The organism is Gordonia neofelifaecis NRRL B-59395 (genome assembly GCF_000192435.1).
Taxonomy (GTDB): domain Bacteria; phylum Actinomycetota; class Actinomycetes; order Mycobacteriales; family Mycobacteriaceae; genus Gordonia; species Gordonia neofelifaecis.
The window spans coordinates 64,602-89,916 of record NZ_AEUD01000014.1; the positions used below are offsets into that span (position 1 = coordinate 64,602).

The following is a 25,315-nucleotide window of genomic DNA, read 5'->3' on the forward strand; positions in this document are numbered from 1 at the left end:
CCTGCTCGCCGCTCCAGACGGCACGCTAGTAGGGTTCAGTATGTGATCGACCTGAAGATCGTGCGTGAGAACCCCGACCTCGTCCGTGCCTCCCAGCGTGCCCGCGGCGAGGACCCCGGCCTCGTCGACCAGCTCCTCGACGCGGACGCCGCGCGTCGCTCGGCGATCTCCGAGGCCGACGCGCTCCGCACCGAGCAGAAGTCGCTCGGCAAGCTCGTCGGGAAGGCATCGGGCGACGAGAAGGCCGCCCTGCTCGCCAAGGGCAAGGATCTGGCCGACCAGGTCAAGGCCGCCGTCGCGAAGCAGAACAAAGCCGACGCCGCGTCACAGGCCGCTCATCGCGCGATCTCGAACATCATCACCGAGGCGCCGGCGGGCGGCGAGGACGACTACATCGTGCTCGAGCACGTCGGCGAGCCCACCGCCATCGACGACCCGAAGGATCATCTCGAGCTCGGCGAGAGCCTCGGCCTCATCGACATGGCCCGGGGCGTCAAGGTGTCGGGCTCGCGGTTCTACTTCCTGACCGGCCTCGGCGCGATGCTGCAGCTCGGCCTGCTCAACATGGCCGCCGCCAAGGCCACCGCGAACGGCTTCACGCTGATGATTCCGCCTGTGCTGGTGAAGCCGGAGATCATGGGCGGCACCGGATTCCTGGGCGCGCACAGCGACGAGATCTACCACCTCGACGACGATGACCTGTACCTCGTCGGAACCTCCGAGGTCCCCCTGGCCGGCTACCACAAGGATGAGATCCTCGATCTCTCGAACGGACCGAAGCGATACGCGGGCTGGTCCACCTGCTTCCGCCGCGAGGCCGGTTCGTACGGCAAGGACACCCGCGGCATCATCCGCGTCCATCAGTTCGACAAGGTGGAGGGCTTCATCTACTGCAAGCCCGAGGACGCCGAGGCCGAGCACCAGCGCATCCTCGGCTGGGAGAAGGACATGCTCGCGGCCATCGACGTGCCGTACCGCGTCATCGACGTCGCCGGCGGCGACCTCGGCAGCTCCGCGGCCCGCAAGTTCGACTGCGAGGCCTGGGTCCCGACGCAGGGCACCTACCGCGAGCTGACGTCGACCTCGAACTGCACGACCTTCCAGGCGCGACGGCTCTCGGTCCGCTACCGCGACGAGAACGGCAAACCGCAGACCGCCGCCACCCTCAACGGCACCCTCGCCACCACTCGCTGGCTGGTCGCGATCCTCGAGAACCACCAGCAGCCCGACGGGTCGGTCGTGCTTCCTCCCGAGCTGGCTCGGTTCGTCGGCGTCGAGCGGATCACGGCGCCGTAGGTCTGCTGCGTTCGTTCCCCGTCCGAGTAGCGCCTGAACGCGGGCCACGGTTTTGTCGTACCTGCGCGATAGTGTTCACCCATAACGACGATCAGAGACATGATCGATCACGCGGGTCGGTCCGGAGGGGCGGGGAGCAGCATGGATGCACAGTCCGCGATGGTGCTGCCGGACGACCCGGCCGCCTTGGCCGCCGTGATCGAGCAGGCGACTGTCAAACTCGCCGCTGCCGGGTTCGCGGCCGCGACCGAAGGCGAGTTGCTCGAGACCGCCGAGACCGTTGAGCGGGTGCACCGCCGGTTCGACGGGGTGGATGCGGCGTTGTTGGTGGAGGTCTCCGACCGGGGCGCCTACCGCAGGGACGGCTACCTGTCGCTGCATCAGTTCCTGTCCTCCGGTCTGCGACTGGGAGACGGGGAAGCCCGGCGGCGCCGAACCAGTGTGGCAGCGATCGGCCAGTTCACCGGCATGCAAGGACAGACACTCCCGCCGGTGTGTCCGGCCACCGCGGCCGCGGTCGCCGACGGTGCGATCGGTGTCGGGCATGTGCGGGAGATCGACGCGATCATGGACAAGATTCCCGCCGCCGTCGGCACCGAGACCCGTGAACGTGCAGAGGCCCATCTGGCGGTCGTGGCGCGGGAGTTGACTCCGGAGGGGGTCCGGATCGCCGGGCACCGGCTCCTGGCCCACCTGGACCCGGACGGATCGGTGACCGATGAGCGGGACCGCCAACGCCGCCGCAAGTTCACGTTGATGCCGCAGGACCGGCAGTTGATGAGCAAGGTCACCGCGTCGCTGACTCCGGCGTTGCGGGCCCGGTTGGAGGTCATGCTCGAGTCCTGGGCGGCGCCGGGCATGAACGATCCCGATGACCCGGACTCACCACGCGGAGCACGAGAAGCGGCCGACCCGGCTGTGTTGGCCGCGGCCGCTGAGCGGGATGATCGCACCGCCGGGCAACGCGGGCATGATGCGCTCGTCGCGCTGCTGGATGCCGAGCGGGCGATGACCGCCGCCGGAACCAGCACCAGTGGTGGTCGGTTGTCGTCGCAGCTGGTCATCACCGTCACCGACAAAGAACTGCGCGAGCACGCCGGAGTCGCGCTGACAGCGACCGGAACACGGCTGCCGGTGGCGGAGTTGGTCGAGGTGGCAGCCGCAGCGACCCCGCACCTGGCGGTGTTCTCCCACCACACCGGTCAGCCGTTGTATCTCGGGCGGGGACGACGCCTGGCCTCCAAGGCCCAGCGTCTGATGTTGTTCGCCCGCGACCGCGGCTGCACCGCCCCCGGCTGTACCGCACCGTGCGCGCGCACCGAAGCCCACCATTTCCCGGACTACGCCGACGGCGGCCCGACCGACATCGATCACCTCGGAGCCGCCTGCGGTCGGCACAATCGGTCCGTCGGCAAGACGCTCGGCGACTGGGAGACCATGATCCTCATCGACGGGCCGCACGCCGGACGCGTCGCCTGGCGACCGATCACCGGCGGCCGAGGTCGGAAAGCATGGCGAGTCAACCAGATTCACCACGCGGAACTGCTACCCGATCAAGGGCCACATGCCCCACCGGCACCGGAGGACTCCCGCGCGGAGGCCCACCTCACCGCCCTCACCGCCGCCTGACCGGCACACCCTGCCCGTCAGAGACTCGCGGCCGCCCGAATCGTCCGGGGGTACCGAGGTCGCGACGCCGGTCCATCCGTCTCACCCTTGCGCTGGAGTGCACTCCAGGTCATAGCGTGACTGCATGCCCACAGACGACAGCCTCTCCATCGCCGAAGTCTCCGCCCGTACCGGACTCACCCGCGACACCCTGCGCTGGTACGAGGCGGAGGGCCTGATCCCCGCGGTGCCGCGGACCTCGGCGGGCGTCCGCCGGTACGACGACGCGACCGTCCGAATGATCGACCTCCTCGTCCGCCTCCGCCGCACCGGGATGCCGGTGGCGCACATGCGCGACTTCGTGACGATGGTCGCCCAGGGTGCCCGCACCCACGGCCGCCGAATGCGACTGCTCGAGGACCACCGCGAGGAGATCGAATCCCGTATCCGGGAACTCGTCGACGACCTGGGCGCCGTCGACGCCAAGATCGCCCACTATCGACGGCTCATCGACGCCGGTCTGGACTGCACCGAGCAGCAGATCACCGATCCCGACGAACTCGCCGACCAGTCTCGCACCGGCGATTCGCCCACCGACGACTCTCACTGAACAGGAGACCGATATGCACACCACCACCCTCGGCGACGGCCTCGTCACCTCCGCCCTCGGCTTCGGCGCCATGGCGGTCACCCACGTCTACGGCGGGACCGACGACGCCGCCGCCCTCGCCGTACTGAACGCGGCCGTCGACGACGGCGTCACCCTGATCGACACGGCCGACGTCTACGGCGAGCCCGAGCCGGGAGCACCGGGCCCGGCGGGCACCAACGAACGGCTGGTCGCACGACTGCTCGCCGACCGGCGCGCCGAGGTCACCCTGGCGACCAAGTTCGGCATCACCGGCGACCCCGATCGGCCCACCCGAGGCGACGCCGCGTATGTCCGCCAGGCGTGCGACGCATCGCTGCGGCGACTGGGTACCGACGTCATCGACCTGTGGTACCTGCACCGGCGCGATCCGTCGGTGCCCGTCGAGGAGACGGTCGGCGCGATGGCCGAGTTGGTCGCCGCCGGAAAGGTCCGGCACCTCGGGTTGTCGGAGGTCACGGCGCCGGAGTTGCGCGCCGCCGTCGCCGTCCATCCGATCGCCGCGGTGCAGAGCGAGTGGAGCCTGTGGTCGCGGGACGTCGAAGCGCATGTCGTACCGGCGTGCGCCGAACTCGGTGTCGGCTTCGTCCCCTACTCGCCACTCGGCCGCGGCTTCCTGACGGGCACCCTGACCCGCGAACAGGTCGCGTCCGACGTTCGCGGCGGCACCGCGCGCATGGGCGACAACTGGGATGCCAACCAGCGCGCCCTCGACGTGGTGTCGAGCGTCGCGGACCGACTCGGTGCGACCAACGCGCAGGTCGCGCTGGCCTGGCTGTTCGCGGCGGGCGGTCGTGCCGGAGTCGCCACGGTGCCGATCCCGGGTACGCGGTCCGTCACCCGGCTGGCCGAGAACGCCGCATCCGTCGACCTCGTCCTCGACACGGACGCCGTCACCGCTCTCGACTCGGTCGCCGGACTCGTCTCCGGTACCCGCAACATCGTGTCCGATCCCGCGTGGATCTCCTCCGGACGCGAGTGACTCCCCGACCTCCCCGACAGAAAGGCGGCCGTCGTGTCAGTCATCCCGGAGACCCACCGAGATCTCCTCGACCGTCCCCTGTACGCCCATCTCGCGACGATCCGCCCCGACGGAACACCGCAGGTCAACCCGATGTGGTTCTCCTGGGACGGCGAGTTCGTCTACTTCACCAACACCACCGTCCGGCAGAAGTACCGCAACGTGACAGCCCATCCGGACGTCGCCCTCTCGATCAACGACCCGGATCAGCCGTACCGCTACCTCGAGGTTCGCGGAACCGTCGATCGCATCGACGATGACTCGTCGGGCGCCGTGTTCGCCGCGCTCGCCGACCGTTACGGGCTGCCGATGGACGGTCCGCCCGGCGACGTCGAACACCGGATCGTCTACGTCGTGCGCCCGACTAGGGTGAGCCGCCAGTAGGCTGAGAGCCCTGCGCTTCCGGCATTGATCAGGCCGGGCACGACAAGACGGCGGCCACTGCCATGACGATCGGACTCCTCGCGGCCGTGGTCGCGGCCCTCGCCTTCGGCACCGCATCGGTGCTGCAGGCGCATGCCGCGTCGTCGACGGACACCGCGCTGTCGGCGATGCTGCGGCCGCTTTTCCTCACCGGAATGGCATTGGACGGCATCGGCTTCGTCGCCACCGCGGTCGCCTCCCGGAACATTCCGCTGTTCCTGTCGCAGCCGATCATCAGCGCGAACCTGGTGGTCACCGCGGTCCTCGCCGCAGCGATCCTGAAGGTCTCGCTGACCCGACGCGACATCGCGGGCATCGCCGTCGTGATGCTCTCCCTTCTCACCCTCGGACTCACCGCCGGCGCCGAGGGTCACGACGACCCCGGCGCCGCCCTCCACTGGGGTCTGCTCGCGATCGGCCTGGTGCTGCTCGCGTGCGGGCTGGTCGGCGTCGTGATCCGACCCGGCGAAGGTGCCCGCTGGCTCGCTCTCACCGCCGCGATGTCGTCGGGCGTCCTGTTCGGTCTGATGGCGGTCGGCGTGCGGATCGTCGACGGAATCACGCCGTTCGATCTCCCCGCGCTGCTGACCGACCCCGCCGCGTACGCGGTCCTGGTCTGCGGACCGGGCGGCTTCTACCTGTTCACCGTCGCGCTGCAGGCCGGGAGCGTTGCATCGGCGGCCGCCGCACTCGCCGTCGGGGAGACGGTCGTGCCCGGGATCGTCGGAGCGGCTCTGCTCGGCGACACGACGCAACCGGGTTGGGGTGCGGTCACCGTCGTCGCGTTCGCCGCCGCCGTCGCCGGTGCGGTGACGGTCGCCATGTCCGACGGGGTTCGGGCGGCGACTTGACTCGGTACGACACGTCTCGCGCATGAGCAGCCGCCGCTGCAACTGAGGTGCGGCGGCTCGGTTCACATCATTGTGGGGCGGCTCGATGACCCGACGGGGCGACTCTTGGCGCGCTGATATCAGGTTTGCGGCATGTTCGTGGTGGTGATCTCAATGATGTTGCCGTGTGGATCGGTCACCGTGGCGCGCCCAGCAGTGGAGTAGGGCCCCTTCTGGGTGGACGCTCCGAGTCTGACCAGACGCTCAACTGCAGCGCCGACATCTCGTGCGTCAAAGGCAGTCAGCCTGATGCGGACCCGCGGTCGTGGAGGCATGACACGTCGGATGACCATGAGTACCCGTTGGCCATCGTTGACCAGTTCGACCTGGTTATCGCGTTGTCGACCGAGAGACAGGTGCAGTGCTCTCTGCCAGAACTGCGCCAACTGTTCGACATCTCCCGCGAACAGCACGCAGGGCCAGTCAGTCTTCAGAACCAGCATTGCTGTTCTCCTCTCGATGCCGGAGAGTTCCCCACGACGGACGCCGTCAAACCTCGGCTGAACCGGTGCAGGTAAGCCTGCGCAGAAACTCCTGGAAAGACGCCTCAGTGGACTGTGGCTCTACTCGGCGGCGCGGGGTGGCACGGCAGGCGCGAATACGCAATACATCCGGAGCGTCGTCTTCGCGATGATCGAATGACGCTCGTGCCCGTCGAGGAGGTACATCGTTCCCGGCTCGAGTCGATAGGTACGGTGATTGTCACGGTCGACGAGGGTCCCGCGACCATCGATCAGCCAGACGGCCTCGATGTAGTCGGGATAGTGGAGCGGCGTCTCGGTGTTCGGCTCAACTGTGGTCTCGTGATGGGAGAATCCGACACCGTCGTCGGCGAGGATGATTCGCTTGGACACCCACGTCTCGCCGTGAACCTCCCTGTCGGTGCCGGAGATCTCGCCAGTGCTTCGGACGATCATGAGATGGTTCTCCTCTGGTGGATGTCGATGAATGTGAGCAACTGATCGATGGCTCTGCGGCCTTCGGGAATCGGTTGCATGATCCAGTTGTGAAACATGCCCGAGTACTCATACAGGTCGACTTCGACTCCCGCCGCATCGCCGAGTCGCTTGATGCGTCGAGCATCCGGCAGCAAGATGTCACGGTCGCCGACGAACACGACGACCGGTGCCGAGCCGTCGAGGGCACCGAACGCCGGGCTCACCTCCGGGTCGTCGAGGTCTCGGGTTCCGGCGAACCACCGGCCGGCTTGGCGGAGCCCGGTCACCCCCAGCTCGGGGTCGACCGGATCGATCACTCTAGACATCGGATCGTCGGTCGCCAGGTCTATCCACGGGGACAACAACACGACCCCGGACGGTTGCTCCATGTCACGCTCGCGCAGATGCCGAGTCAGGAGCAGCGCGAGCGTTCCGCCTGCGGAGTCGCCGACGACCACGCGGTGGGCAGCCGATGATCCTGCCACCGAACGGTGATAGGCGTTCTCGACCATGGGCACAATCGTCGAATGGTCATGCTCCGGCGCCAGTGGGTACATCGGCAGGGTGTACCGGCATCCGAGACAGTCGACCAATCTCGCAGCGAAACGCCAGTGATGGGGCTCAGGCGATTCGACGAATCCGCCTCCGTGCATATGGAAGATGTGGATCGGCGATCGGATGCCCTGCCCGGGTGACAGCGTGAAACAGGCGTGGTCGTCGATCCTCGACTCCGTGATCCGATAGCGTCGGCGCATCCAGTTCGGAGGCTGCGCCCGCTGTCGGGACTGGTGTGAGGACAGATTCCGTCGCATCGTCACGGCGCTGGAATAGAAGCGTTTCCTCCGTTGCAGCCGCAGGCGGAGAATGATCAGCCTGGCGCGAAGTGAAACCATCAGCGCTATCTCCTCACTGCTGAAAGCCAGTGGGGCCACAGCGGCACTGGTCAGCCGGGTAGGCGGTGCCTCCGTCGGGGTTGCAGGGCAAAATGCTGTGGTCTGGCACGCGGTTCATCTCCTCACGCTTGGTAGGGGTGCCCGATCAACTCGGCAGTGAAACATTCGCAGCCATCAAACGTCCCGTAGTGCTTCTCGGGGGCGAGGTGCGGTGAGGCGGACTCAGCCGTCGTAGTCGTCGAACATGAGTCGGCGCTGGTGCCATCGCCGGCTGTAGGTCGCCTCTCGGACGACGTGCTCGTCGTCGAAGTCGCTGGGAGAGCCGTGGACGGGGATCGCTGATCGAGGTTTGAATGCGGGCGGACCGGGAACCTGTCGTCTATGAACGCAAGCAACGATGACTTCCGAGGGGCGCCGCGACAGACCATGCGCTACCCGGGTGAGACGTCGGGAATGACCCCGCAGCCCAGGGACGAGATGCGAGACTACGTCGGCCGGGGGCTCCTCGGCGGTCGTCGAGCGTTGATCACCGGCGGCGACTCGGGTATCGGTCGAGCTGTCGCGGTCGCCTTCGCCAAAGAGGGGGCCGACGTCGCCGTGGTCTACCTATCCGAGGACGCCGACGCCGAACACACCGTCCATCTGGTCGAGGCGGCCGGAGCGCATGGTTGTGCATTGCGCGCGGATCTCGCGGACGCAGAGCAATGCCGCCGCGTCGTGGATCTCACCGTCGAAGAACTCGGAGGACTCGACCTGTTGGTGAACAACGCCGCCACTCAGGAGGTCGTCGAGGATTTCGCCGAGTTGACGACCGAGCAATGGGACCGCACGTTCGCCGTCGACATCGCAGCGATCTTTCACCTCACGCAGGCCGCACTCGATCATCTGACACCAGGCGGAACCGTGATCAACACGGGATCGGTCAACGGGCTCCGCGGCAACAGCCGACTCATCGACTACTCAGCCGCCAAGGGCGCGGTCCACGCCTTGACGTTCTCGCTCGCGCAAGCCCTGATGGACCGCGAAATCCGGGTCAACTGCGTCGCTCCCGGCCCCGTCTGGACCCCGTTGATCCCTGCCACAATGCCTCCCGACCAGGTCGAAGGCTTCGGAAGCCAGGCCCCATACGGCCGTGCCGCCGAACCGGACGAGATCGCGCCCTCCTACGTGTTCTTCGCCGCCGACCAATCGTCCTCGTACTACACGGGAGAGGTTCTTGCCCCCACCGGCGGCGAGACCCTGCCCGGCTGATTCGAAAGAAAGGTGAGATGCGATGCCGAAAACCGATGAGAAGGGTGCGCCGGTCAAGTCGGAGCTGCCCGACACGATCAAACGATCGTCGGCGAAAGCCCAGCGAACCTTCGCTGAAGCCCACGACGCGGCGCTGCGCGAGTACGGCTCCGAGCAACGCGCTCACCGAGTCGCTTACAGCGCTTTGAAGCACTCCTACGAGAAGGTGGGCGACCACTGGGAGACGAAGAGTCAGCGGGGGCCGTCGGATTCCCGCGACGAGAGCGGCGGTCCAAACCCGTCGGGCACGAGTGCGGGTGGCGTCGACGCGAACGCAAGCAAGAGCCACCTGATGGACGTCGCACGCCGGCTGGAGATCCGCGGGCGCTCGCGGATGCGGAAGGCCGAACTGGTGGACGCCATCGAGGACGCTAATCGGCGCGCCACACGTAAAGCCCGCAAGACGAGCTGACAATCGCTTGTTCGCGGCATGAGGAGTCAGTAGAGTCGGAGCCACTCGGTTGAACGCACAGCTGAGTTCCCACAGAGACGATTGAGCGGCATGGTGTTTTGCTCTCGTCGAAGTTTCTTTCATCGGCGAGGCCTGGTCAGGGCCATAAGGGTCCGACGCAGGGGCCGCCGCCGCAAGGCGATTCAGGAGCTCTGCAGAATGACGAACGACCAGTATACGCATGTCCGGGAACTGCTTCAGGAACGACTGAGGTGTTCCCCGACAGACCCCCGGCGTGACCGGCTTCGGAACGACGCAATCGTGGCGTGCCTGCCGTTGGCCAAGCACATCGCCCAACGTTATCGTGAACGCGGTGAGGCCTTCGACGACCTCGAACAGGTGGCCCGGCTGGGTCTGGTGCACGCTGTCGACCGATTCGATCCCACGCAAGGAACCGATTTTCTATCGTTCGCGATTCCGACGGTCATGGGCGAAGTCAAGCGTCATTTCCGGGATCATTCCGCGTCGATTCGGATGCCCCGCAGCGCCGGTGAACTCCGTAGCCGGATTCGGCTCGCGGAGGAACAGTTCGAACAGAAGCACGGCCGCAGTCCAGACGACACGGAGGTTGCCAAGATCCTCGGTGAGACGCCGACCGCGGTGTCCCGCGCACGAGCTGCGGCAATCGCGCAGGCCAGTGTCTCGCTCGATGGTTCCGGGAGCGACGACGAGCGTGCGTTGCTCGATGTTCTGGGATCCGACGACCCCGGATACGCGCATGTGGACCGAGCTCTCGCACTCCGGCCGGCGGTGCGTCGATTGCCCGAACGCGATCGCAAGATTCTCGGTATGCGGTTCTTCGAGCAACGCACACAGAGTGACATCGCTCGCCGGATGGGCATCTCGCAGATGCACGTCTCACGCCTGCTGACGGCCTCTCTGGGCCAGCTGTACGCCCAGATCGCGTGAGGGTCCTCGACTGCGAGGGAGTTCTCCGACGCTATCCGCGAAATCAGCGTACGGGCGCCCCTCTCTCATCGCCCGCGTCCTTCGGTGGCGAGAACGCGGCTCGCAATCGGTGCCCTGGTGTGCCGTGATCTCAGTCTCCGCGGGTGCAGTGACGGTCGGCGACGGCACCCGGTCCCTGTGAACTTCTCCCACCCCTGCGGTCCCGTGGTAGATGTTGGTCATTGTCAAACCCTCACGCCGGACAGGTCCTTGCTCGGCGCATCGTGACCGATCTCGAGAAGAGGTTTGCACATGACCGATGCTGTGGACTCGCCCCACGACGACTCGCGTGTGGGCAGTTTCCGCTATCTGTTCGCCAGTGACGAGTGGCTGTGGTCTGACGAGGTGGCACGCATGCACGGGTACGAGCCCGGCAGCGTAGTTCCCACAACCGAACTCATCGTCAGTCACAAGCATCCCGACGACCGCGGTGCGTTCGAGGAGAAGCTCACCCGGGCGAACCGAGAGCACACTCACTTGTCCAGTCGGCACCGCATCATCGACATCCAGGGCCGGGAACACGACGTGACCGTGATCGGCCGAACATTCGGCGACGACTCAGACACGCCCATCGGAACCGAGGGCTACTACGTCGACCTCACCCCCGCCGACGATGCCGTGCGTGACCAAGTCGCAGCTCACATCGAGGACTTCCGGCAGTCGCACGCGACGATCGAGCAGGCGAAAGGAATGCTCATGGTGATATACGGCGTCTCCGCAGGGCACGCGTTCGACGTCCTCCGATGGCGGTCGCAACAGGAGAACATCAAGTTGAAGGACCTGTGCGCCCTGATCGTCGAATCAGCGGTCCGCAATGCCGATGTGCCTCAGGAGACGCGAAGCGACTTCGACCTCATCGTGCTCGGTCGACGGTAACCTCCCAGCTCTGCGCCGGCCTTCCGGAGCCGATGAATGCGGGCTCCTGTCAGGAAGCCATGTGCGGTGCGCCAGTCGACGTCCGGCTGTGTCGCCGATCAGTCGAATGTCGCGGTTCCGACCCGATCGATGAGTTGCCTGTCGCCTGCCTGCTGCGCGCAATGCACGCAGCAGTACACCCTGCCGTCCGACTGCACACCGTGCCCGATGATCGCGGTGTCGCAGATTGTGCATCGGGGCGCATGGCCCGCGATGGCGCATTCGAAGCTGTCGTAGACGCCGCGTCCCTCGCGGCCTTCGACTGAGATCAGCAGCGCGTGCTTGTAGTCGTTCCCGCAGATGTCGCAGATCGCCATGACCGTTCTCCTTCAAGAGTCGCTGATGTGGGGATTGCCGGTGGAGTAGAAGGCGGCGGACGGAGCGCTGACTCCGCCCGCCGACGACAGTCAGGAGAATCAGTCCTGACCGCCACCGCCGCCGTGGCTGTGCTCGCCGCCGCGGACCTTTGCCTCGTGAGGCTCGTTCTCTGCGCCCTTTCGGCCCGCCTCCTGCGGGTCGGCGCCTTCAGACGAACCGAACTGGCCGGGGCTGGACTCACCGCCCTTGCGCGCCTGTTCCTCTGTGTCAGACCGGTTGCCGAACTGGCCGGGGTTGTTCGGATCTGCCATGAGAACTCTCCTTCCCTAAGGTGGGGCGTTCTCCCCACGATCTTTGGGTACCCGGGTCGTTCGCGCCGAAACCCGGACTGCGGGCCCTGTTCTGGGGAGGCGGTGGGCGATGTCGACGACGATCCATCGCCCAGGAGGCGTCACGGGGTTTGCTCCCGGGGGTCGTTGGGAACCCAGCAGACCAGAGGCCTTCAGGCTTCTGGAGAACGACTGACGTGAGGAGGAGAGCATGACTGCATCGACTGAATCCGGAGAAGTCACCGGAACGCGAGACAAGACCTACAACTTGGTCTGGTATGTGGAGAAGTGTCTGTCCAACGCGCTCCGGATGGACACCTTCATCGCTGACGCCGAACGCGACGGAGATCACGAGACCGTGGAACTGTTCACGAAGGCTCGCAGTGACAGCCTCAAGGGCGCGGAGATGGGCAAGAAGCTACTGAGGTCGCGCCTCACCTGAGTCGCGCAAAGTCCGCAGTAGGCGACATAGGTCGGCGGCACCGTGGTCACACGGTGCCGCCGCTTCGTGTCGCTCAGTCGAATGTGTGGTTGAAACCAGCTCAGCGAGCCGCGTCAGCGGCCCCGATTTCGGTGTGTGCGCCCGAGTGCGCGAGGTTGCCGGAGCTGTCCTCCAGATGTGCGCGAATGAACCACTGGAACTGTTCGAGTTCGCGAGTCTGCCCGATCAGCACGTCTTCGGTGACGGGGTCGATCCTTCCGGTCTCCGCGATCGCGTCGCGGTGCGATCCGATCACGCCTGTGTAAACGAGGTCGAGCGCCGCCAGATGCGCCTGGACGGTATCCCTGCCGACGTCGTAGTCGTCCCAGTTCCGGTTCTGCGCGATGCCGCGCGACGTCCCATCGGGCGAGTTGCCGAGCGTCGCGATGCGCTCGGCCAGCACGTCGGCGAACTCTCGAATCGTCGCGGTCTGCGGGTCGAGCATCTCGTGCACACCGATGAAGTTCGGCCCGACTACATTCCAATGGACGTGCTTCAGGGTCAGGTGAAGGTCGATGAGAGAACTGAGCCGGTGCTGCAGAATGTCTGCCAGAGTGCCGGATTCGGTTCGCGAGAGACCTCCGACCTCGGGCTGTTCAGTGCTGGTGAGCGACATGCTTTCTCCTCAATATTCAGTCGAACTGGGGGTAGTGGCGGCTACCGGCGACGCCGGCGTCGTGGATGATGAATCTCCTCGTACTCAGCGACCTCTTCAGCTGTCGTCTCCGGGATCAACGGATCGTGCTGTGGGCGATCGCGGGCGTAATGGGTCTGCAGCCGGGTCCGCGACCATCCCAGGCACGCAACGGTGATAGCCGCGCAGATCACTGTCGCGACGATCCAGGCGGTGAGTGCGGTGTCGGCGGCTGCCGCCGCAATTGTGGCGCCGATGAGCGCCACCGTGATCAGTGCGAAGGCGTATCCGACGAGTCCGAGCGCCTTCAGCGGCCGCACTGTGGCAACGCTGAGATGGTCTCCCGCCATCGGAGGTCCTCCGCCTGGAGTGTGTTCGGTGTGTCGCATTGATCCTCCATCAGCGCCGAGTCAGGACGTCCGTCCAGGGCCAGAGACTGCGAACCGGTGTATGAGCGCCTCGTCGAATGCCGGCAGGTCTTCGGGTTTGCGGCTGGTGATCAGCGGCCCCGGGCCCGAATCGCACACGACGACCGGACCGTCCTCCCAGGTAGCGCCTGCATTGAGGAGATCAGTGCGAAGGCTCGGCCACGATGTCAGCCGTCGACCCCCGATCAATCCGGTCTCGATGAGGATCCACGGCGCGTGGCAGATCGCGGCGACCGGCCGCCCGGTCTCCAAGAACCGTGCGACGAAGGCGACTGCCGGGCCGACTGTTCGCAGAAAGTCCGGATTCGCCACTCCGCCCGGCAGAACCAACGCATCGAACTCGGCGCCATCCACGTTGTCGAGCACTTCGTCGACCGGATGGGACGCGGCTCTGTCCAGGTGATGGAAGGTCTGCACGTTGCCGCCGACCGTCGAGACCAGCATCGGTGTTCCGCCGGCCTCGCGCACGGTCCGCCACGGAGTGGTCAGCTCGCGTTCCTCGGCGCCCTCCGGAGCCACGAGGAACGCGACGACGAGGCCGCTCAAGTCGGGGTCGGCTTCGGCGTCGAGCGGTGTACGCGAGGCGGTCTCGGAGGCCAAGCCGGAATCGTGGTCACGGACTGTCATGGCGATCTCCTTCCAGGTTGACAGTTGGTCCGGGTAGGACATGACTACCCCGAGCCAGGGGAGACCAAACACGCGGCGAACTACCCATCGCACCTGTCCAGCGGCGTCAGGGCCGAAACCGACAGGACGACACCGGGAGATGATCCCGCGGACGTGAAGGACGAAGGGTCCGTGCGATGTGTCGTCGAATCAGCCCACCGCCCGTTCGCAATCCCGTCGTTCCGGTTCGTCGGCTTCTTGGTTACCCCGATGCCGACGACCCGAATCACCATCGCCTGCAGTTTGGAAACCACCCGATCCGGGTAGCCGACCCCACGACGACCGCAACGTCGAAGAGAAGGAGCATCCGATGCCGAATACGGGATACCTGCCCGGAAGCCATGTGCGGTGCCGATTGGCATCGGGCCATGTCGCTGAGTGCGTCGTAGTCGCCGTTCGCCACTTTCCGGTTGATTTTCTCGAGGTGCAGTTCGTACGTGACAGCCGACGTATGGCGTTCACCGGCTCATCGATAAGGAACGCGATCACGCCGGCTTGACTCCACCGATTGCTTCTTCGGTCCCAGAAACACTGGGCAGCAGCAGTCCGGGACCGCAACACGTCACAGCTGTCACTGTGCGACGCCAGTCACCGTCGGCTTCTCCGCCGCCCATTCGACTGTCTTCAACCGTTGGCCCATGTTTGACACGAGCACCATCCGGTCACCCCATCTACACGACGAAACGCCTAGGACCGCCCCAGGAGCCGACATACCCGTAGTGATCGCGGCATACGAATGGACTAGCGTCTTCATGGCATACATCGATTCGAGCGAGATCACGATCGCCCAGTCCCGAATGACTGTCCTACTCGCCGGTGGCGAGATCCTCTCTGCACCGCTGACAGCCCGCGTCGACACCGACACGGGAGAGGTCACGTTCCACACCGATCCGGACGGTCTGGCCGCTGCAGTCCGCACCGACCAGACGCGACGAGAGCCGAAGGATTCCAGCACCGCCGACGGTCCGTCCCACGGGGTCGTCGTCGCCCCATCTCCATCGTCTCTCCCGCACCGCGACCTCTGATTCAGTCGCGGAATCGGGTGGACGAGCGGGCGGCCCGACGCAGGCGGGCGGCACCGACCAGGCCGAGGCCGAGGAAGAGGACCGCGACGACCATCGCCCACCGAGTCGCATCGGCGAACCCGTCGGACAGGGCATGGACAGCGGCGTCGGTGTGGTCGCCGAGCGGACTGCGCGCGCCCTGCTCGCGCAGGACGGAGATGGTGGTGCCGGCGGATTCGCGGGTCGCATCGGCCACCTGGTCGGCGTGCGGACCGCTGAATCCGGAGTCGCTGAGCGACGCGGGCAGGGTCGTCGCGAGTGCCACCGACAGGGCGGCGCCGGCGAAGGCGGTGCCCAGCGCCGAGCCGATCTGCCGGACGGTGCTCTGCGTGGCCGAGGCCTGTCCCGAGTCCGCGACCGGCACGTCGCGCAGAACCGTGCCGGTGAGCTGGGCCGAGGCGAGCCCGAGGCCGAGGCCGTACACGATGAGCGGAAGCGCGATCACCCAGCCGGAGGCCGCCCCGCCGATGATGAGCACCAGGACGAGGACGCCGGCCACCTCCAGCCCGAGGCCGATGAGCACAGTCGTGGTGGCGCCGAAACGGGCGGCGAGATGTCGCGCCATCGCGCCGGAGGCGAACGCGCCGATCGCCATCGCGGCGAGGACGAGTCCCGCCTCCATCACGTCGAGACCGAGCGCATTCATCAGATAGAGCGGCAGCGCGAAGATGATGCCGAACTCGCCGACCGCCACCGTCGCCGCGGTGAGGTTCCCCCACGAGAACGTGGGGAGGGTGAACAACTGAAGGTTGAGCAGCGCAGACCTGCCGTTCTTCCGGCGGTGACCCTCCCAGAGGATGAAGAGGGCCAGGGCACAGGCGGCGACCGCGAAGGCGACCGGGACCGCGGAGACCGGCGCACCCGGCGGCCAGGTCCACCCGAACACCGTCAGCTCCCCGATCGGGGCCCACCAGCCTAGGTCCGGGCCTTCGATGACCCCGAAGACGAGTGCACCGAAACCGATCATGCTGAGCAGTGCCCCGTCGACGTCAGCGCCCGGACGGTTCGACGTGCCTCTGGACTCGGGCACCGTGAACAGCGCCGCGACTCCGACGAGAACGCCGAGCGGCAGGTTCACGAGGAAGATCCAGTGCCAGGACGCCCATTGCGTCAGCGCACCGCCGGCGAGCGGGCCGACTGCTGCGGCACCGGAGATCACCGCACCCCAGACACCGAAGGCCGCCGCTCGATACGGTCCGCGGAACACCGCGTTCACCGTCGACAGGGTCGACGGCATGATGAACGCGGCGCCCACGGCTTGAACGGCTCGCGCACCGATCAACGTGCCTGCTGATCCGGAGGCCGCGGCGAGCACGCTGCCGCCGACGAACACCGCCAAGCCGAACAGGAACAGGCGTTTGCGGCCCCATCGGTCGGCGAGACGCCCGGTGGACAGCAGGAGCGCGGCGAGCACCACAGCGTAGAGGCTGTTGACCCACTGCGCGTCGGTCAGATCGAGATTCAAGTCGCTGATGATCGTCGGCAGCGCGACACCGACGATCGTCCCATCGAGCACGATCAGTCCCAGACCGACGGAGAGCACCGCGAGTCCGAACCATTCACGCGGTGTCGGTGCGGCGACCTGAGTCGCGGAATCCGTCGAGGCGTCTGTCATGACTGGATTGAATCAGAGTTCTGGCGGCCCGACCGGACCCTCGCGCGAAGATCAAACTTAAGACTGACGCGAAGGTGTGTCCGTCGTTCGACCGACGCCGGCGAGTCGCACACGCCTCACCCTCAGCGTCAGGTCAGCATCCGCCGGTAGCGTGTCAGAGGTGAACTCGCAGCGACCTGAGCCGCCGCACCAGCGGCGACCGCACGGCGGCCCGGCCCCACAGGCGCCGACCCGTCGAGTGTCCGGGCCGCCGCAGCCCGGGTACCGACCCCCGCTGGCGTGGTCGCAGGAACCCGACCCTCGCGTTCAACGCCGCGCTCCAGTCCCCCCGCAGGCGCCCCCGCCCTCGCAGGCACCCCCGCGTCGACCACGCTCAGCCGCTCCGGCAGGCGCCGCACCCGCGGGATACGCGCCACGCCAGCAGCCCGAGCCCGTGCCAGCCGATCCACGCCGGAGCCCGCAGCCGCGCCCCGGCGGCAGGCCCCCTCCGCGTCGGCCCGACGACCGCGGTCGCAGCACCCCACCGCCCGCACCGCCGCGTCGGCGGGGCCGCGCCGCACCCGCCCCGAAGCCCCGCAAGCGGCGTCGTCTTCGGCTCGGCCGGATCCTGCTCGTAATCCTTCTCCTGCTGGTGATCACGCCGATCGCGATGCTCTTCTACTACGACGGCAAGCTGCACCGCGTCGATGCACTGTCCGCGTACGCCGGCCGGATCGGCGACACCCCGGGCACCAACTGGCTCATCGTCGGCACCGACTCCCGCGACGGTCTCACCAGCGAACAGAAGAAGAACCTGGCGACCGGCGACGCCGACGGCGCCCGGACGGACACGATCATGATGGCCCACCTCCCGCCATCCGGGAAGCCGATGCTCATCAGCATCCCCCGCGACATGTACGTGCCGATCCCCGGCATGGGCAGCCACAAGATCAACGCCGCGTTCAACAACGGCGGCCCCAACCTGTTGGTGCAGACCGTCGAGGAGTTCACCGGCGTCCACATCGACCACTACGCGGAGATCGGCTTCGGTGGATTCGACAGCCTCGTCGACTCAGTCGGCGGCGTCGAGATGTGCCTCGACCAGCCGCTGCACGATCCGAAGGCCGGCCTGAACCTCGAGGCCGGGTGCCAGACGCTGAACGGCACCCAGGCGCTCGGTCTCGTGCGGACCCGCGCCTTCCCCAACGCCGACCTGGAGCGCGTGGTCAACCAGCGCAAGTTCCTCGCCGCGCTGATGTCCAAGGCCACGAGCCCCGGCGTGCTGCTGAATCCGTTCCGGCTCTTCCCGTTCGTGAGCGGCGCGGTGGACGCGGTCACCGTCGACAACGGCGACCACATCTGGAATCTCGCCTGGCTCGCGTACAAGATCAGTGGCGACCCCGTCACGACGACAGCCCCCGCCGACGGCGACGAGTACACCGACGACGGCGACTCGCTGATCCCGGGCGACACCACGAAGCAGTTCTTCGATTACGTCGCCCGCGGCCAGGAGGTGCCTGCGAACCTCCTGACCTCGGGTGCCGGTGCCGTGTCGTGAGCAGCCTCTAGACTCGTCGGCATGACCGATACGCCGCGCACGTCGTTCCATCAACTACTGCACGACCAGATCAGCAACGAGTTCTCCGCCTCCCAGCAGTACATCGCGCTGGCGGTCTACTACGACAACCACGACATGCCGCAGCTCGCGAAGCACTTCTACGCGCAGTCCGTGGAAGAGCGCAATCACGCGATGATGATCATCCAGTACTTCCTGGACCGGGACATCGACGTGAAGGTCCCCGCGGCTGCCGCCCCGATCACCGAGTTCGACGACTACCAGGGCCCGATCGAGCTCGCGCTGCAGCAGGAGAAGGTCGTGACTCAGCAGATCGTGGATCTGGCGAAGACCGCCCGCGACAGCGGCGACTACCTCGGCGAACAGTTCATGCAGTGGTTCCTGAAGGAGCAGGTGGAGGAGGTCGCGACCATCACGACGCTCCAGACCATCGCCGACCGGGCCAACGGCAACATCTTCGACCTCGAGAACTTCGTGGAACGCGAAGTCAACAACGGTGGCGCGCCCGCCGATCCGGCCGAGCCGCCCGCCGCGGGCGGGAATCTGTAGAAGCGGTCACCGCCCGCCGCGGACCTATCGCAGAGTCACCTGCCTGCCGATGATCCCGGCGCGCGAGCTCCGCTCCGCGGCGGTCAGCTCCGACGAATCGGCGAGCGCTTCGGTGAGGCGCGCGTCGAACTCCTCGACACCCTGGTGCCACTCCTCGTGGTGTGCCTCGACGTCGAGGTCGAAGACGGGGACCACGAGGCCGTGGGTGCGGAACGATCCGGCGAATCGGGAGCCCTCGCCGAGAGTGAGGTGCCCGGCGGCGTGGACGCGCGCCAGCGCGTTCATGAGGGCGGTCTCGTCCTCCGGCCGCACCCACCGCAGATGTGCACGGTCGCCGGCGTCGACCCACCACGGTGCCCCGACGCCGCTGGCCGGATGCAGGCGCGCGGTCGGCAGGATCGTCTCGTTGGCCCGGTCCAGCATCATCGAGAGCTCGGTCGGGACCGCCGCGTCCTCTGCGAACCACCACCCGAAGTCCTCGTAGACCACGACTTCGAGGTCCGCCTCCGGGTCGATGATCTCGGTCAGCGGCCGATCCACCGTCGCGCCGGCGTAGGTGTCGCCGTCAGCTGCGGCCGCGGCCCAGGTCAGGGCGCCGGCCAGCGAGCCCGCCAGATCGGTCGGCTCGGGATTGGTCTGGAGCGCCGCCAGCCCCTGTGTCACCTTGCCGTCGGCATCGGCGGGCGCGGCACCGCGCTCCCCGAACACCGCCGCGTCGCGGAGCCGGACCTCCGCCGGGACCGCACCCGGAAGGATCGTCGCGAAGTCGACTTCGTGGGCGGCGCCGAACGAGTCGGCGAAGGGGACCCGCGCGGTGGCCGATGCGATGAAGGCGCGCAGCGCCACCAGGTCGCATTCGGCTTTCAGTCCCGCGAACGGCCGCGCCGGCGCGGCGAGTGCGGCCTCCTGCCGGGCCTTACGCGCGGCGACGCGCTCGGCACGGTTGCTTCCCGGGCGCGGGCCACTGCCGCGCTTGCTCTTCTTTCCCATGGTCCTAGCCTCTCATCTGAGCGGGCTCCGACGACGGTGCGGTACCGGATTCGACGGACGTCAGTCGACGGTGACCAGCCAGTCCCGGACTCGCGCCGGGTAGTTCGTCGCCAGCCACCGCACGCCGAGGTCGGCGCACAGTTGCACGTCGGCCTGTTCGTCGCACGTCCAGGCATAGGTGACGCGTCCGGCGGCCGCGGCCCGGTCCACCAGATCCGGATGCGTGCGCAGCGTGGCGATGGACGGCCCGACGCCGGTCGCACCGACCGCCGTCGCCGCGGTGCCGCCGATGATGCGGGCGGTGTCGCCGAGCAGGATCGTCGGGAGCATCGGCGCGGTCCGGCGGACCCGCCAGACCCCCGCGGCTGAAAAGGAGATCACCACCGCGCGACTGTGATCGGCGGACGGCGGCGCGCCGACGCCGAAATCGTGCAGCATCTCGAGCAATTTCAGTTCCACCAGGCTGCCGAACCGCACCGGGTGCTTGGTCTCGATGAACAGTCGCACCGGCCGATGCCAGTCGAGCGTCAGCGTGAGCAGCTCGCGGAGCGTGAGAACCGACGCCGGCGCGCCGCCCGAGTGCCACGACCCGAAGTCGAATTCGCGCAGCTGCGGAAGCGTCAGTTCACTGACCACTCCGCTCGCATCGGAGGTGCGGTCGACGGTCCGGTCGTGGATGCAGACTAGCTCTTCGTCCGCAGTCAGCCGGACATCGCACTCGAGGCCGTCGGCCCCCTGCGCCAGCGCCAGCTCGTACGCCGCCAGCGTGTGCTCGGCTAGCTCCCCGGAGGCGCCACGATGTGCGACGACCGCGGGTTTGCCTGAGCGGGAGATGCCGGACGCGTTCATGCGACCACCAGCCGCCGCTGAGACTCGCCGCGACCGATCGGACCGGTGAGCACGGTGATCAGGCGAGGACCGACCCAGTGTGCGAAGACCGCGGACACCGCGAGGGAGAACGTCACGACCGCGAGCGCGTCGGCGCTCACCTGTACCGAGTCGCTGGTCCACGCCGCGATCCGATAGCCGACGGCAACGAGCGCGGCCACGTTGACGAGGGCCCATGCGAGGCCGAGCCGTTTGATGCGGTCGACCGCGGACTCCGCGCGGTCACCCGACAGGGCCGCCTCGGTCAGCAGCAGCGGCGCGCCGACGACGTTGACCAACGGCAGCGCCGCCAGCAGGATCCGATTGCGCGTGGGCCGCGGATCGCGGCGGTCGGCCGCCCGATACATCTCGGCTCTCGTGGGGATCAGCCAGCGGACGAACGCCACGAGCGAGACCAGCATCGCGACGAAGGCGAACACCCCGAACACCAGCACCGCGGCCCCCGAGAGCAGGTCGAGCCACATCGGTATCGGCGTCGATCGATTCACGACCGCGATGAGATAGCGGATCAGGTGAGCGACGGCCGCAGCGGCGAGCATGTACGACGTCAACCGGAGCGTCCGCGAGAGCGTCTCGGAGACGTCCGGAGTCTCGCGCTCGAGACCTTCCTGCGCGGTGACCGGCGGGACGTCCGACAGCCCCCAGCGCGGAATGAATCGGTAGAACGGAGTCGGTCGCGCCTCGACGACTCGCACGGGCGCCGAAGTCGGCCGGGCCTCGACCGGACGATCCGCTACCCAGCGCAGCGGCACACGCTGCGGTCTCGGCGGCGTGGCGTTCCGCTGTTGCTGGGCGGGCACCACTCGGCCCTGCTCGTCGACGAGCATCAAGCGACCACCGCACCGCGGGCACATGCCGCGCCCCTCGCGATGCGGCGCCTGGATCCGACAGTTGGGACAGACGTCGAGCATCAGGCGTCTGCGCTCCCGTACATCCCCTCGGTACCGGTGTCGACCGGCTTCTCGGCCGCCTGCCAGGCGACCATTCCGCCCTCGACGCAGGTTCCGTCGATGCCACGCATCGCCAGGTACTGCAGCAACCGGAACGACCGCCCGCTGGTACGGCAGACGACGAGGAGCTCGGCGTTCAGGTCGATCTCGTCGATGCGGGCGGGTACGTCGTCGAGCGGGATGTGGACGGCGCCGCGCACATGGCCTTCCTCCCACTCATAGTTCTCACGAACATCGAGGAGGATCTTGTCTGTGACGCCGCTGAAGTCGTCCGGCAGGTCGGCGACGGCCACCGTCTCGATCTCGTCCATGCTCACCGTTCCCATGTTCCCACAAGTGCGACCGGCAGGGACTGCGAGCGGCCGACTCCCGCCGAGCCCCGGGCCCTTCAGCGCTATCACAGACATGCCGCCGCGCCCGGGATCTTCGGCCTATGCAGATATGCATAAATTCATCCACAGGCCCGTCGACGCGGTCCGATCCCCAGATACCCACAGCCACCCCGGACACTGTGGACAACGCTGTGGATTTGTGGATAAGGGGAGGTAGAACCGCGACTTTCTGTGGCGCACGTCTCATCGAGCCTGTCAGTTCGCTGAGTTTTCACAGGAAGTCTCGAATACCGCCCAGTAAATTTCACGAAATCCATCCCCAGTCCCACTGTGGATGAACTGTGGACAACCGGGGGATCAAAACCCTCAAGTAGAACTTGCGACTTGGCGATCGGCACCTTGCGTCCCACTACACTCGTGCGTTGTGCACGTGCGCTGGCTCACCGCCTTCTTCGACTTCCCCGCCGCCGAGTTCGGAGCGGAGGTGACCTTCTGGCGCGCCATCTCCGGCAGCACCGTGTCGCCTCCTCGCGGCGAGCACAAGGAGTTCGCGACGCTCGAACCGTTCCACGGCGATCCGTACCTCCGAGTCCAGCGCGTGGCCGACGGTCCGGGCGGAATGCACCTCGACCTGCACGTCGACGACCCGTCGGCAGGCGCCCGCGAAGCCGAGTCGCTCGGCGCGACCGTCGAGTCGACGACCGAGGAGTTCATCACGATGCGCTCGCCCGCCGGTGGCGTCTTCTGCCTCATTCCATCCGGCGACGAATCCGTCCGCGCCCGTCCGATCCGGTGGCCGGGCGGCGGGATCAGCATCATCGATCAGCTTCGCTTTCAGGTTCCGTCGACCGAGTTCGACGCCGAGGTGGCCTTCTGGGCAGACCTCACCGGCAAGGACGCCGGAGACACCACGGCGGTCGACGAGGTCGCCCTCAACAACAGCCCGCGACTGTCCCTCCAGGTGGTGATCCTGCGGACCGGCGAGGACGTCGCGAGCGCGCACACCGGCATCGCCGCCAGCAACCTCTCCGACGAGGTGGAACGGCACGAGGACTGGGGCGCCACCATCGTCGAGCGCTGCGACGACTCGGTGCGGATGGCCGACCCGAGCGGCCGACTGTATTGCATCACCGCCCGAAATCCGCGCACCGGGCTATAGCCCGAGTCCGTCGAGTCGCCGCGCCTCGATCTCGCACTCCCGGCGCTCGCGCGGTTGCAAGTCCACGAGTTCGGTGAGCTCGACCCGCCGATCGACGATCTTCCACGTGCCCGCGAGTCTGCCGTCCACCAGCACGAAGCCCGGAGACTGACCGTTGGGCGTCACCGTCCGCGCATAGACCTCCGGGTCCGCGATCCGGACCCGATCGGCGGCGGTGAACAAGACGTTGTCGAACGGTGCCACGAGCCGGACGGGAACGGCGGCCGAGCCGTCCGCCGGTCGTAGCCCCTCCAAGTCGTAGAGCTTCTCGCCGCCCGGACCGAGGAGTCGATACAGTTCCCAGTCCGCCTCCATCGCCTCCATCACCGGCCGCAGACCTCGCAGGCCCGACCACGTCTGCACCGCGGCGACAGTCGACGGCCCGAATCCGCGAAGGTAGAGGCGGATCAGCTCGCGGACGGCGTCGTCACCGGTGACCGCGGGCTCCCCGGCGCCGATCCATTCGTCGAGAAGCACGAATGCCGGGCCTCCGGAGCGCCGCCAGAGTCCGCGCGGGGGCGTCTGGACCAGCGGTGTGGATGCCCGAACCACCGCCGCCATCGCCTCTGCGGGTTCGCCTGGCCACCGCTCCGCGAGGGCGGCTCGCAACTCCGCGGCAGTCACCGGTGCCTGCGCTCCGCCGACGATCTCCGCGCCGGCCGCGGCGACTTCCGGCACGCTCACCCCGACCAGCCGGCGCGCATGATGCCGGGCGCCGCTGATCATCATCGGCGTGAGCGATGCCCGCATCCATCTGGCATCGAGGGCGTCCATGAGGAAGACCGTCCCGCGCTGCAACGCGATCCGCACCACGTCCCGGTTCTCCAGCAGGCCGTCGAGCTCCGCCGGATCGAAGTCCTCGATCCGTGAGGCGAGCCCGAAGAACGCCGCCTGCGGATCCTGCGACTGCAGGCCGACGCACCGGTCGATGACCTCGATGGCGTCCTCGTCGACGCGCTGCGTCAGATGCTGCCGCGTGAGCAGCGTGCGATTCCATTGGCGCAGGCTGATCGATTCGGTCACCGAGCGCGATCCGTCAGCCGGCCGCGGGGAACTTCAGACCGGTGGTCGCGTGGCAGCGGTATCCGTTCGGATTCGTGAACAGATACTGCTGGTGGTAGTCCTCGGCGTAATAGAACTGCCCGTCACCCGCTTCGGAGAGCAGGGAGATCTCGCTGGTCACCGGCCCGTAGCCCGCCTCGGCGAGCACCGGCTCGAACCGGCGCGCAGCTTCGGCGGCCTGGTCGGCCTCGGCCTCGTCGAAGGTGAACACGGCCGACCGGTACTGCGTTCCGATGTCGTTGCCCTGCCGCATCTCCTGCGTCGGGTCGTGTGCCGTGTAGAAGACCTCGAGGAGTCGCTCGAAGGTGAGGACGTCAGGGTCGTAGACCACCAGCACCGACTCGGTGTGGCCGGTCCGCGCGGTGCATACCTCTTCATAGGTGGGGTTCGGCGTGTACCCGCCCGCGTAGCCCACCGCGGTGGTGAAGACACCGGGCAACTGCCAGAAGATCTCCTCGAACCCCCAGAAGCATCCGCCCGCGAGGACCACCGCACGCAGCCCGTCGCCCCATTGCCCGATGCCCGCGGGAGTGAACTGTCCGGACCCGTCGATCTCACCGCGCAGCGGTCGATGCAGCACCCGGTGCTCCACCGGGATCGGCATCGGCGTCGAGCGTCCCGGAAGTGCCTCGCCGGGAGCCACCATCACCCGCTTGACGTCGGCAGCGGCCATGATCCGATCGAAGAGACTCATGGATCCAGCGTACGTCTCTTCGCCGACCACGGGGTGGGTCGAAAACACACGGGGTCCGCACCGAGGAACTAGGCTGTGAGTCACGTCACGTCGAGGGTGCGGGGAGGCTGTGCAGGTGCCTGGACAGTTGCGGCTGATCACGAGAGGGACCGCCGACGATCATCGGGGTCTCGATCTGCATATCGGCACCCAATGCCTGGTCACCGCCGCGTCGAGCGTGGCGATCATCGCCGCCATAGT

The 25,315-nt window shown here is 67.3% G+C and carries 29 protein-coding genes and 1 pseudogene; 15 read left to right on the forward strand and 15 right to left on the reverse strand.

Going from position 1 to position 25,315, the window contains the following annotated elements; genetic code table 11:
* Positions 1–42: 42 nt before the first annotated feature.
* From serS to SCNU_RS15195, 6 genes are all read left to right on the forward strand, one after another.
* Positions 43–1,296, forward strand: coding sequence for a serine--tRNA ligase (gene serS / locus SCNU_RS15170; protein WP_009680273.1), 1,254 nt, complete (start codon positions 43–45; stop codon positions 1,294–1,296).
* Between the two features lie 141 nt (positions 1,297–1,437).
* Entirely contained in the window at positions 1,438–2,925 is a 1,488-nt protein-coding gene (locus SCNU_RS15175; protein ID WP_040518575.1) for an HNH endonuclease signature motif containing protein, read from the forward strand.
* A gap of 124 nt (positions 2,926–3,049) precedes the next feature.
* Positions 3,050–3,514, forward strand: a complete 465-nt coding sequence (locus SCNU_RS15180; protein ID WP_009680275.1) for a MerR family transcriptional regulator — start codon at positions 3,050–3,052, stop codon at positions 3,512–3,514.
* A 13-nt stretch (positions 3,515–3,527) separates the two neighbouring features.
* Complete coding sequence (locus tag SCNU_RS15185; protein ID WP_009680276.1) at positions 3,528–4,535, forward strand: aldo/keto reductase; 1,008 nt, start codon at positions 3,528–3,530, stop codon at positions 4,533–4,535.
* Between the two features lie 33 nt (positions 4,536–4,568).
* Complete coding sequence (locus tag SCNU_RS15190) at positions 4,569–4,958, forward strand: PPOX class F420-dependent oxidoreductase (protein WP_009680277.1); 390 nt, start codon at positions 4,569–4,571, stop codon at positions 4,956–4,958.
* A gap of 62 nt (positions 4,959–5,020) precedes the next feature.
* On the forward strand, positions 5,021–5,848 hold the full coding sequence (locus tag SCNU_RS15195; RefSeq protein WP_009680278.1) for a hypothetical protein: 828 nt from the start codon (positions 5,021–5,023) through the stop codon (positions 5,846–5,848).
* 119 nt (positions 5,849–5,967) lie between these two features.
* On the opposite strand, the gene SCNU_RS15200 is transcribed toward SCNU_RS15195, so the two are convergent.
* The 3 genes and pseudogenes from SCNU_RS15200 to SCNU_RS15210 all read right to left on the reverse strand — a co-directional run bounded on the left by SCNU_RS15200 (position 5,968) and on the right by SCNU_RS15210 (position 7,718).
* Entirely contained in the window at positions 5,968–6,330 is a 363-nt protein-coding gene (locus SCNU_RS15200; protein ID WP_009680279.1) for a VOC family protein, read from the reverse strand.
* A 120-nt stretch (positions 6,331–6,450) separates the two neighbouring features.
* Entirely contained in the window at positions 6,451–6,780 is a 330-nt protein-coding gene (locus SCNU_RS15205) for an ectoine synthase (protein WP_420795026.1), read from the reverse strand.
* A pseudogene (locus tag SCNU_RS15210) lies at positions 6,677–7,718 on the reverse strand (alpha/beta hydrolase fold domain-containing protein). Before SCNU_RS15210 ends, SCNU_RS15205 begins: the two are co-directional and overlap by 104 nt.
* Positions 7,719–8,099: 381 nt before the next feature.
* Between SCNU_RS15210 and SCNU_RS15215 the strand changes: the two are divergent.
* The 4 genes from SCNU_RS15215 (at position 8,100) to SCNU_RS15230 (ending at position 11,283) form a co-directional block, all read left to right on the forward strand.
* The gene (locus SCNU_RS15215; protein WP_040518577.1) at positions 8,100–8,969 is read left to right on the forward strand and encodes an SDR family oxidoreductase; all 870 of its coding nucleotides are present in this window, start codon (positions 8,100–8,102) and stop codon (positions 8,967–8,969) included.
* 22 nt (positions 8,970–8,991) lie between these two features.
* Positions 8,992–9,420 (forward strand): ChaB family protein, encoded by a 429-nt coding sequence (locus tag SCNU_RS15220; protein ID WP_009680283.1) that lies wholly within the window; start codon positions 8,992–8,994, stop codon positions 9,418–9,420.
* Between the two features lie 90 nt (positions 9,421–9,510).
* Positions 9,511–10,368 carry a SigB/SigF/SigG family RNA polymerase sigma factor gene (locus SCNU_RS15225; protein ID WP_238526462.1) on the forward strand — a complete coding sequence of 286 codons (858 nt, stop codon included), beginning with the start codon at positions 9,511–9,513 and terminating at the stop codon, positions 10,366–10,368.
* Positions 10,369–10,659: 291 nt separating this feature from the next.
* Positions 10,660–11,283, forward strand: coding sequence for a PAS and ANTAR domain-containing protein (locus SCNU_RS15230; RefSeq protein ID WP_009680285.1), 624 nt, complete (start codon positions 10,660–10,662; stop codon positions 11,281–11,283).
* 98 nt (positions 11,284–11,381) lie between these two features.
* On the opposite strand, the gene SCNU_RS15235 is transcribed toward SCNU_RS15230, so the two are convergent.
* Entirely contained in the window at positions 11,382–11,639 is a 258-nt protein-coding gene (locus tag SCNU_RS15235; RefSeq protein WP_009680286.1) for a hypothetical protein, read from the reverse strand.
* A gap of 99 nt (positions 11,640–11,738) precedes the next feature.
* The gene (locus SCNU_RS15240; RefSeq protein ID WP_009680287.1) at positions 11,739–11,951 is read right to left on the reverse strand and encodes a hypothetical protein; all 213 of its coding nucleotides are present in this window, start codon (positions 11,949–11,951) and stop codon (positions 11,739–11,741) included.
* 229 nt (positions 11,952–12,180) lie between these two features.
* Here SCNU_RS15240 and SCNU_RS15245 point away from each other — a divergent pair, with 229 nt between their 5' ends.
* Positions 12,181–12,411, forward strand: a complete 231-nt coding sequence (locus SCNU_RS15245) for a hypothetical protein (RefSeq protein WP_009680288.1) — start codon at positions 12,181–12,183, stop codon at positions 12,409–12,411.
* Between the two features lie 100 nt (positions 12,412–12,511).
* Here the strand turns inward: SCNU_RS15245 and dps are convergent, their stop codons facing one another.
* The 3 genes from dps to SCNU_RS15260 are packed head-to-tail and all read right to left on the reverse strand — an operon-like array spanning position 12,512 to position 14,139.
* Positions 12,512–13,066: a DNA starvation/stationary phase protection protein Dps gene (gene dps / locus SCNU_RS15250; RefSeq protein ID WP_009680289.1), complete on the reverse strand. Its 555-nt coding sequence runs from the start codon at positions 13,064–13,066 to the stop codon at positions 12,512–12,514.
* 41 nt (positions 13,067–13,107) lie between these two features.
* Positions 13,108–13,434, reverse strand: a complete 327-nt coding sequence (locus SCNU_RS15255; protein ID WP_009680290.1) for a hypothetical protein — start codon at positions 13,432–13,434, stop codon at positions 13,108–13,110.
* A gap of 60 nt (positions 13,435–13,494) precedes the next feature.
* Positions 13,495–14,139 (reverse strand): type 1 glutamine amidotransferase domain-containing protein, encoded by a 645-nt coding sequence (locus SCNU_RS15260; protein WP_009680291.1) that lies wholly within the window; start codon positions 14,137–14,139, stop codon positions 13,495–13,497.
* Between the two features lie 677 nt (positions 14,140–14,816).
* Here SCNU_RS15260 and SCNU_RS15265 point away from each other — a divergent pair.
* Positions 14,817–15,203, forward strand: coding sequence for a hypothetical protein (locus SCNU_RS15265; RefSeq protein ID WP_238526459.1), 387 nt, complete (start codon positions 14,817–14,819; stop codon positions 15,201–15,203).
* A gap of 1 nt (position 15,204) precedes the next feature.
* Here SCNU_RS15265 and SCNU_RS15270 read toward each other — a convergent pair whose 3' ends face one another.
* The gene (locus SCNU_RS15270) at positions 15,205–16,857 is read right to left on the reverse strand and encodes an MFS transporter (protein WP_009680293.1); all 1,653 of its coding nucleotides are present in this window, start codon (positions 16,855–16,857) and stop codon (positions 15,205–15,207) included.
* 433 nt (positions 16,858–17,290) lie between these two features.
* Between SCNU_RS15270 and SCNU_RS15275 the strand changes: the two genes are divergently transcribed.
* Positions 17,291–18,394, forward strand: coding sequence for an LCP family protein (locus SCNU_RS15275; protein ID WP_238526460.1), 1,104 nt, complete (start codon positions 17,291–17,293; stop codon positions 18,392–18,394).
* A 21-nt stretch (positions 18,395–18,415) separates the two neighbouring features.
* Complete coding sequence (locus tag SCNU_RS15280; RefSeq protein ID WP_009680295.1) at positions 18,416–18,961, forward strand: ferritin; 546 nt, start codon at positions 18,416–18,418, stop codon at positions 18,959–18,961.
* A 24-nt stretch (positions 18,962–18,985) separates the two neighbouring features.
* Here SCNU_RS15280 and SCNU_RS15285 read toward each other — a convergent pair whose 3' ends face one another.
* Genes SCNU_RS15285 through SCNU_RS15300 form a run of 4 tightly spaced genes read right to left on the reverse strand, consistent with a single transcriptional unit; the run spans position 18,986 to position 22,100 of the window.
* Positions 18,986–19,951, reverse strand: a complete 966-nt coding sequence (locus SCNU_RS15285) for a DUF5926 family protein (RefSeq protein ID WP_009680296.1) — start codon at positions 19,949–19,951, stop codon at positions 18,986–18,988.
* Between the two features lie 60 nt (positions 19,952–20,011).
* Entirely contained in the window at positions 20,012–20,800 is a 789-nt protein-coding gene (locus SCNU_RS15290; protein WP_009680297.1) for a glycerophosphodiester phosphodiesterase family protein, read from the reverse strand.
* On the reverse strand, positions 20,797–21,750 hold the full coding sequence (locus SCNU_RS15295) for a DUF4328 domain-containing protein (protein WP_040518582.1): 954 nt from the start codon (positions 21,748–21,750) through the stop codon (positions 20,797–20,799). The genes SCNU_RS15290 and SCNU_RS15295 overlap by 4 nt, the downstream gene beginning before the upstream one ends.
* Positions 21,750–22,100 carry a rhodanese-like domain-containing protein gene (locus tag SCNU_RS15300; RefSeq protein WP_009680299.1) on the reverse strand — a complete coding sequence of 117 codons (351 nt, stop codon included), beginning with the start codon at positions 22,098–22,100 and terminating at the stop codon, positions 21,750–21,752. Before SCNU_RS15300 ends, SCNU_RS15295 begins: the two co-directional genes overlap by 1 nt.
* A 445-nt stretch (positions 22,101–22,545) precedes the next feature.
* On the opposite strand from SCNU_RS15300, the gene SCNU_RS15305 reads away from it, so the two are divergent.
* Positions 22,546–23,280: a VOC family protein gene (locus tag SCNU_RS15305; RefSeq protein WP_009680300.1), complete on the forward strand. Its 735-nt coding sequence runs from the start codon at positions 22,546–22,548 to the stop codon at positions 23,278–23,280.
* Here SCNU_RS15305 and SCNU_RS15310 read toward each other — a convergent pair.
* Positions 23,275–24,342, reverse strand: coding sequence for a winged helix DNA-binding domain-containing protein (locus SCNU_RS15310; protein ID WP_009680301.1), 1,068 nt, complete (start codon positions 24,340–24,342; stop codon positions 23,275–23,277). The two genes, SCNU_RS15305 and SCNU_RS15310, sit on opposite strands and share 6 nt — an antisense overlap.
* A 13-nt stretch (positions 24,343–24,355) precedes the next feature.
* Complete coding sequence (msrA, locus tag SCNU_RS15315) at positions 24,356–25,075, reverse strand: peptide-methionine (S)-S-oxide reductase MsrA (RefSeq protein ID WP_040518598.1); 720 nt, start codon at positions 25,073–25,075, stop codon at positions 24,356–24,358.
* Positions 25,076–25,315 lie beyond the last annotated feature (240 nt).

Bases quoted from the DNA above. Each gene is read 5' to 3' on its own strand.
- SCNU_RS15175 (WP_040518575.1), top strand. From the start codon at position 1,438: ATGGATGCACAGTCCGCGATGGTGCTGCCGGACGACCCGGCCGCCTTG.
- SCNU_RS15180 (WP_009680275.1), top strand. From the start codon at position 3,050: ATGCCCACAGACGACAGCCTCTCCATCGCCGAAGTCTCCGCCCGTACC.
- SCNU_RS15185 (WP_009680276.1), top strand. From the start codon at position 3,528: ATGCACACCACCACCCTCGGCGACGGCCTCGTCACCTCCGCCCTCGGC.
- SCNU_RS15195 (WP_009680278.1), top strand. From the start codon at position 5,021: ATGACGATCGGACTCCTCGCGGCCGTGGTCGCGGCCCTCGCCTTCGGC.
- SCNU_RS15200 (WP_009680279.1), bottom strand. From the start codon at position 6,330: ATGCTGGTTCTGAAGACTGACTGGCCCTGCGTGCTGTTCGCGGGAGAT.
- SCNU_RS15215 (WP_040518577.1), top strand. From the start codon at position 8,100: ATGAACGCAAGCAACGATGACTTCCGAGGGGCGCCGCGACAGACCATG.
- SCNU_RS15220 (WP_009680283.1), top strand. From the start codon at position 8,992: ATGCCGAAAACCGATGAGAAGGGTGCGCCGGTCAAGTCGGAGCTGCCC.
- SCNU_RS15225 (WP_238526462.1), top strand. From the start codon at position 9,511: ATGGTGTTTTGCTCTCGTCGAAGTTTCTTTCATCGGCGAGGCCTGGTC.
- SCNU_RS15230 (WP_009680285.1), top strand. From the start codon at position 10,660: ATGACCGATGCTGTGGACTCGCCCCACGACGACTCGCGTGTGGGCAGT.
- SCNU_RS15235 (WP_009680286.1), bottom strand. From the start codon at position 11,639: ATGGCGATCTGCGACATCTGCGGGAACGACTACAAGCACGCGCTGCTG.
- SCNU_RS15240 (WP_009680287.1), bottom strand. From the start codon at position 11,951: ATGGCAGATCCGAACAACCCCGGCCAGTTCGGCAACCGGTCTGACACA.
- SCNU_RS15245 (WP_009680288.1), top strand. From the start codon at position 12,181: ATGACTGCATCGACTGAATCCGGAGAAGTCACCGGAACGCGAGACAAG.
- dps (WP_009680289.1), bottom strand. From the start codon at position 13,066: ATGTCGCTCACCAGCACTGAACAGCCCGAGGTCGGAGGTCTCTCGCGA.
- SCNU_RS15255 (WP_009680290.1), bottom strand. From the start codon at position 13,434: ATGGCGGGAGACCATCTCAGCGTTGCCACAGTGCGGCCGCTGAAGGCG.
- SCNU_RS15260 (WP_009680291.1), bottom strand. From the start codon at position 14,139: ATGACAGTCCGTGACCACGATTCCGGCTTGGCCTCCGAGACCGCCTCG.
- SCNU_RS15265 (WP_238526459.1), top strand. From the start codon at position 14,817: ATGTTTGACACGAGCACCATCCGGTCACCCCATCTACACGACGAAACG.
- SCNU_RS15270 (WP_009680293.1), bottom strand. From the start codon at position 16,857: ATGACAGACGCCTCGACGGATTCCGCGACTCAGGTCGCCGCACCGACA.
- SCNU_RS15280 (WP_009680295.1), top strand. From the start codon at position 18,416: ATGACCGATACGCCGCGCACGTCGTTCCATCAACTACTGCACGACCAG.
- SCNU_RS15285 (WP_009680296.1), bottom strand. From the start codon at position 19,951: ATGGGAAAGAAGAGCAAGCGCGGCAGTGGCCCGCGCCCGGGAAGCAAC.
- SCNU_RS15290 (WP_009680297.1), bottom strand. From the start codon at position 20,800: ATGAACGCGTCCGGCATCTCCCGCTCAGGCAAACCCGCGGTCGTCGCA.
- SCNU_RS15295 (WP_040518582.1), bottom strand. From the start codon at position 21,750: ATGCTCGACGTCTGTCCCAACTGTCGGATCCAGGCGCCGCATCGCGAG.
- SCNU_RS15300 (WP_009680299.1), bottom strand. From the start codon at position 22,100: ATGGACGAGATCGAGACGGTGGCCGTCGCCGACCTGCCGGACGACTTC.
- msrA (WP_040518598.1), bottom strand. From the start codon at position 25,075: ATGAGTCTCTTCGATCGGATCATGGCCGCTGCCGACGTCAAGCGGGTG.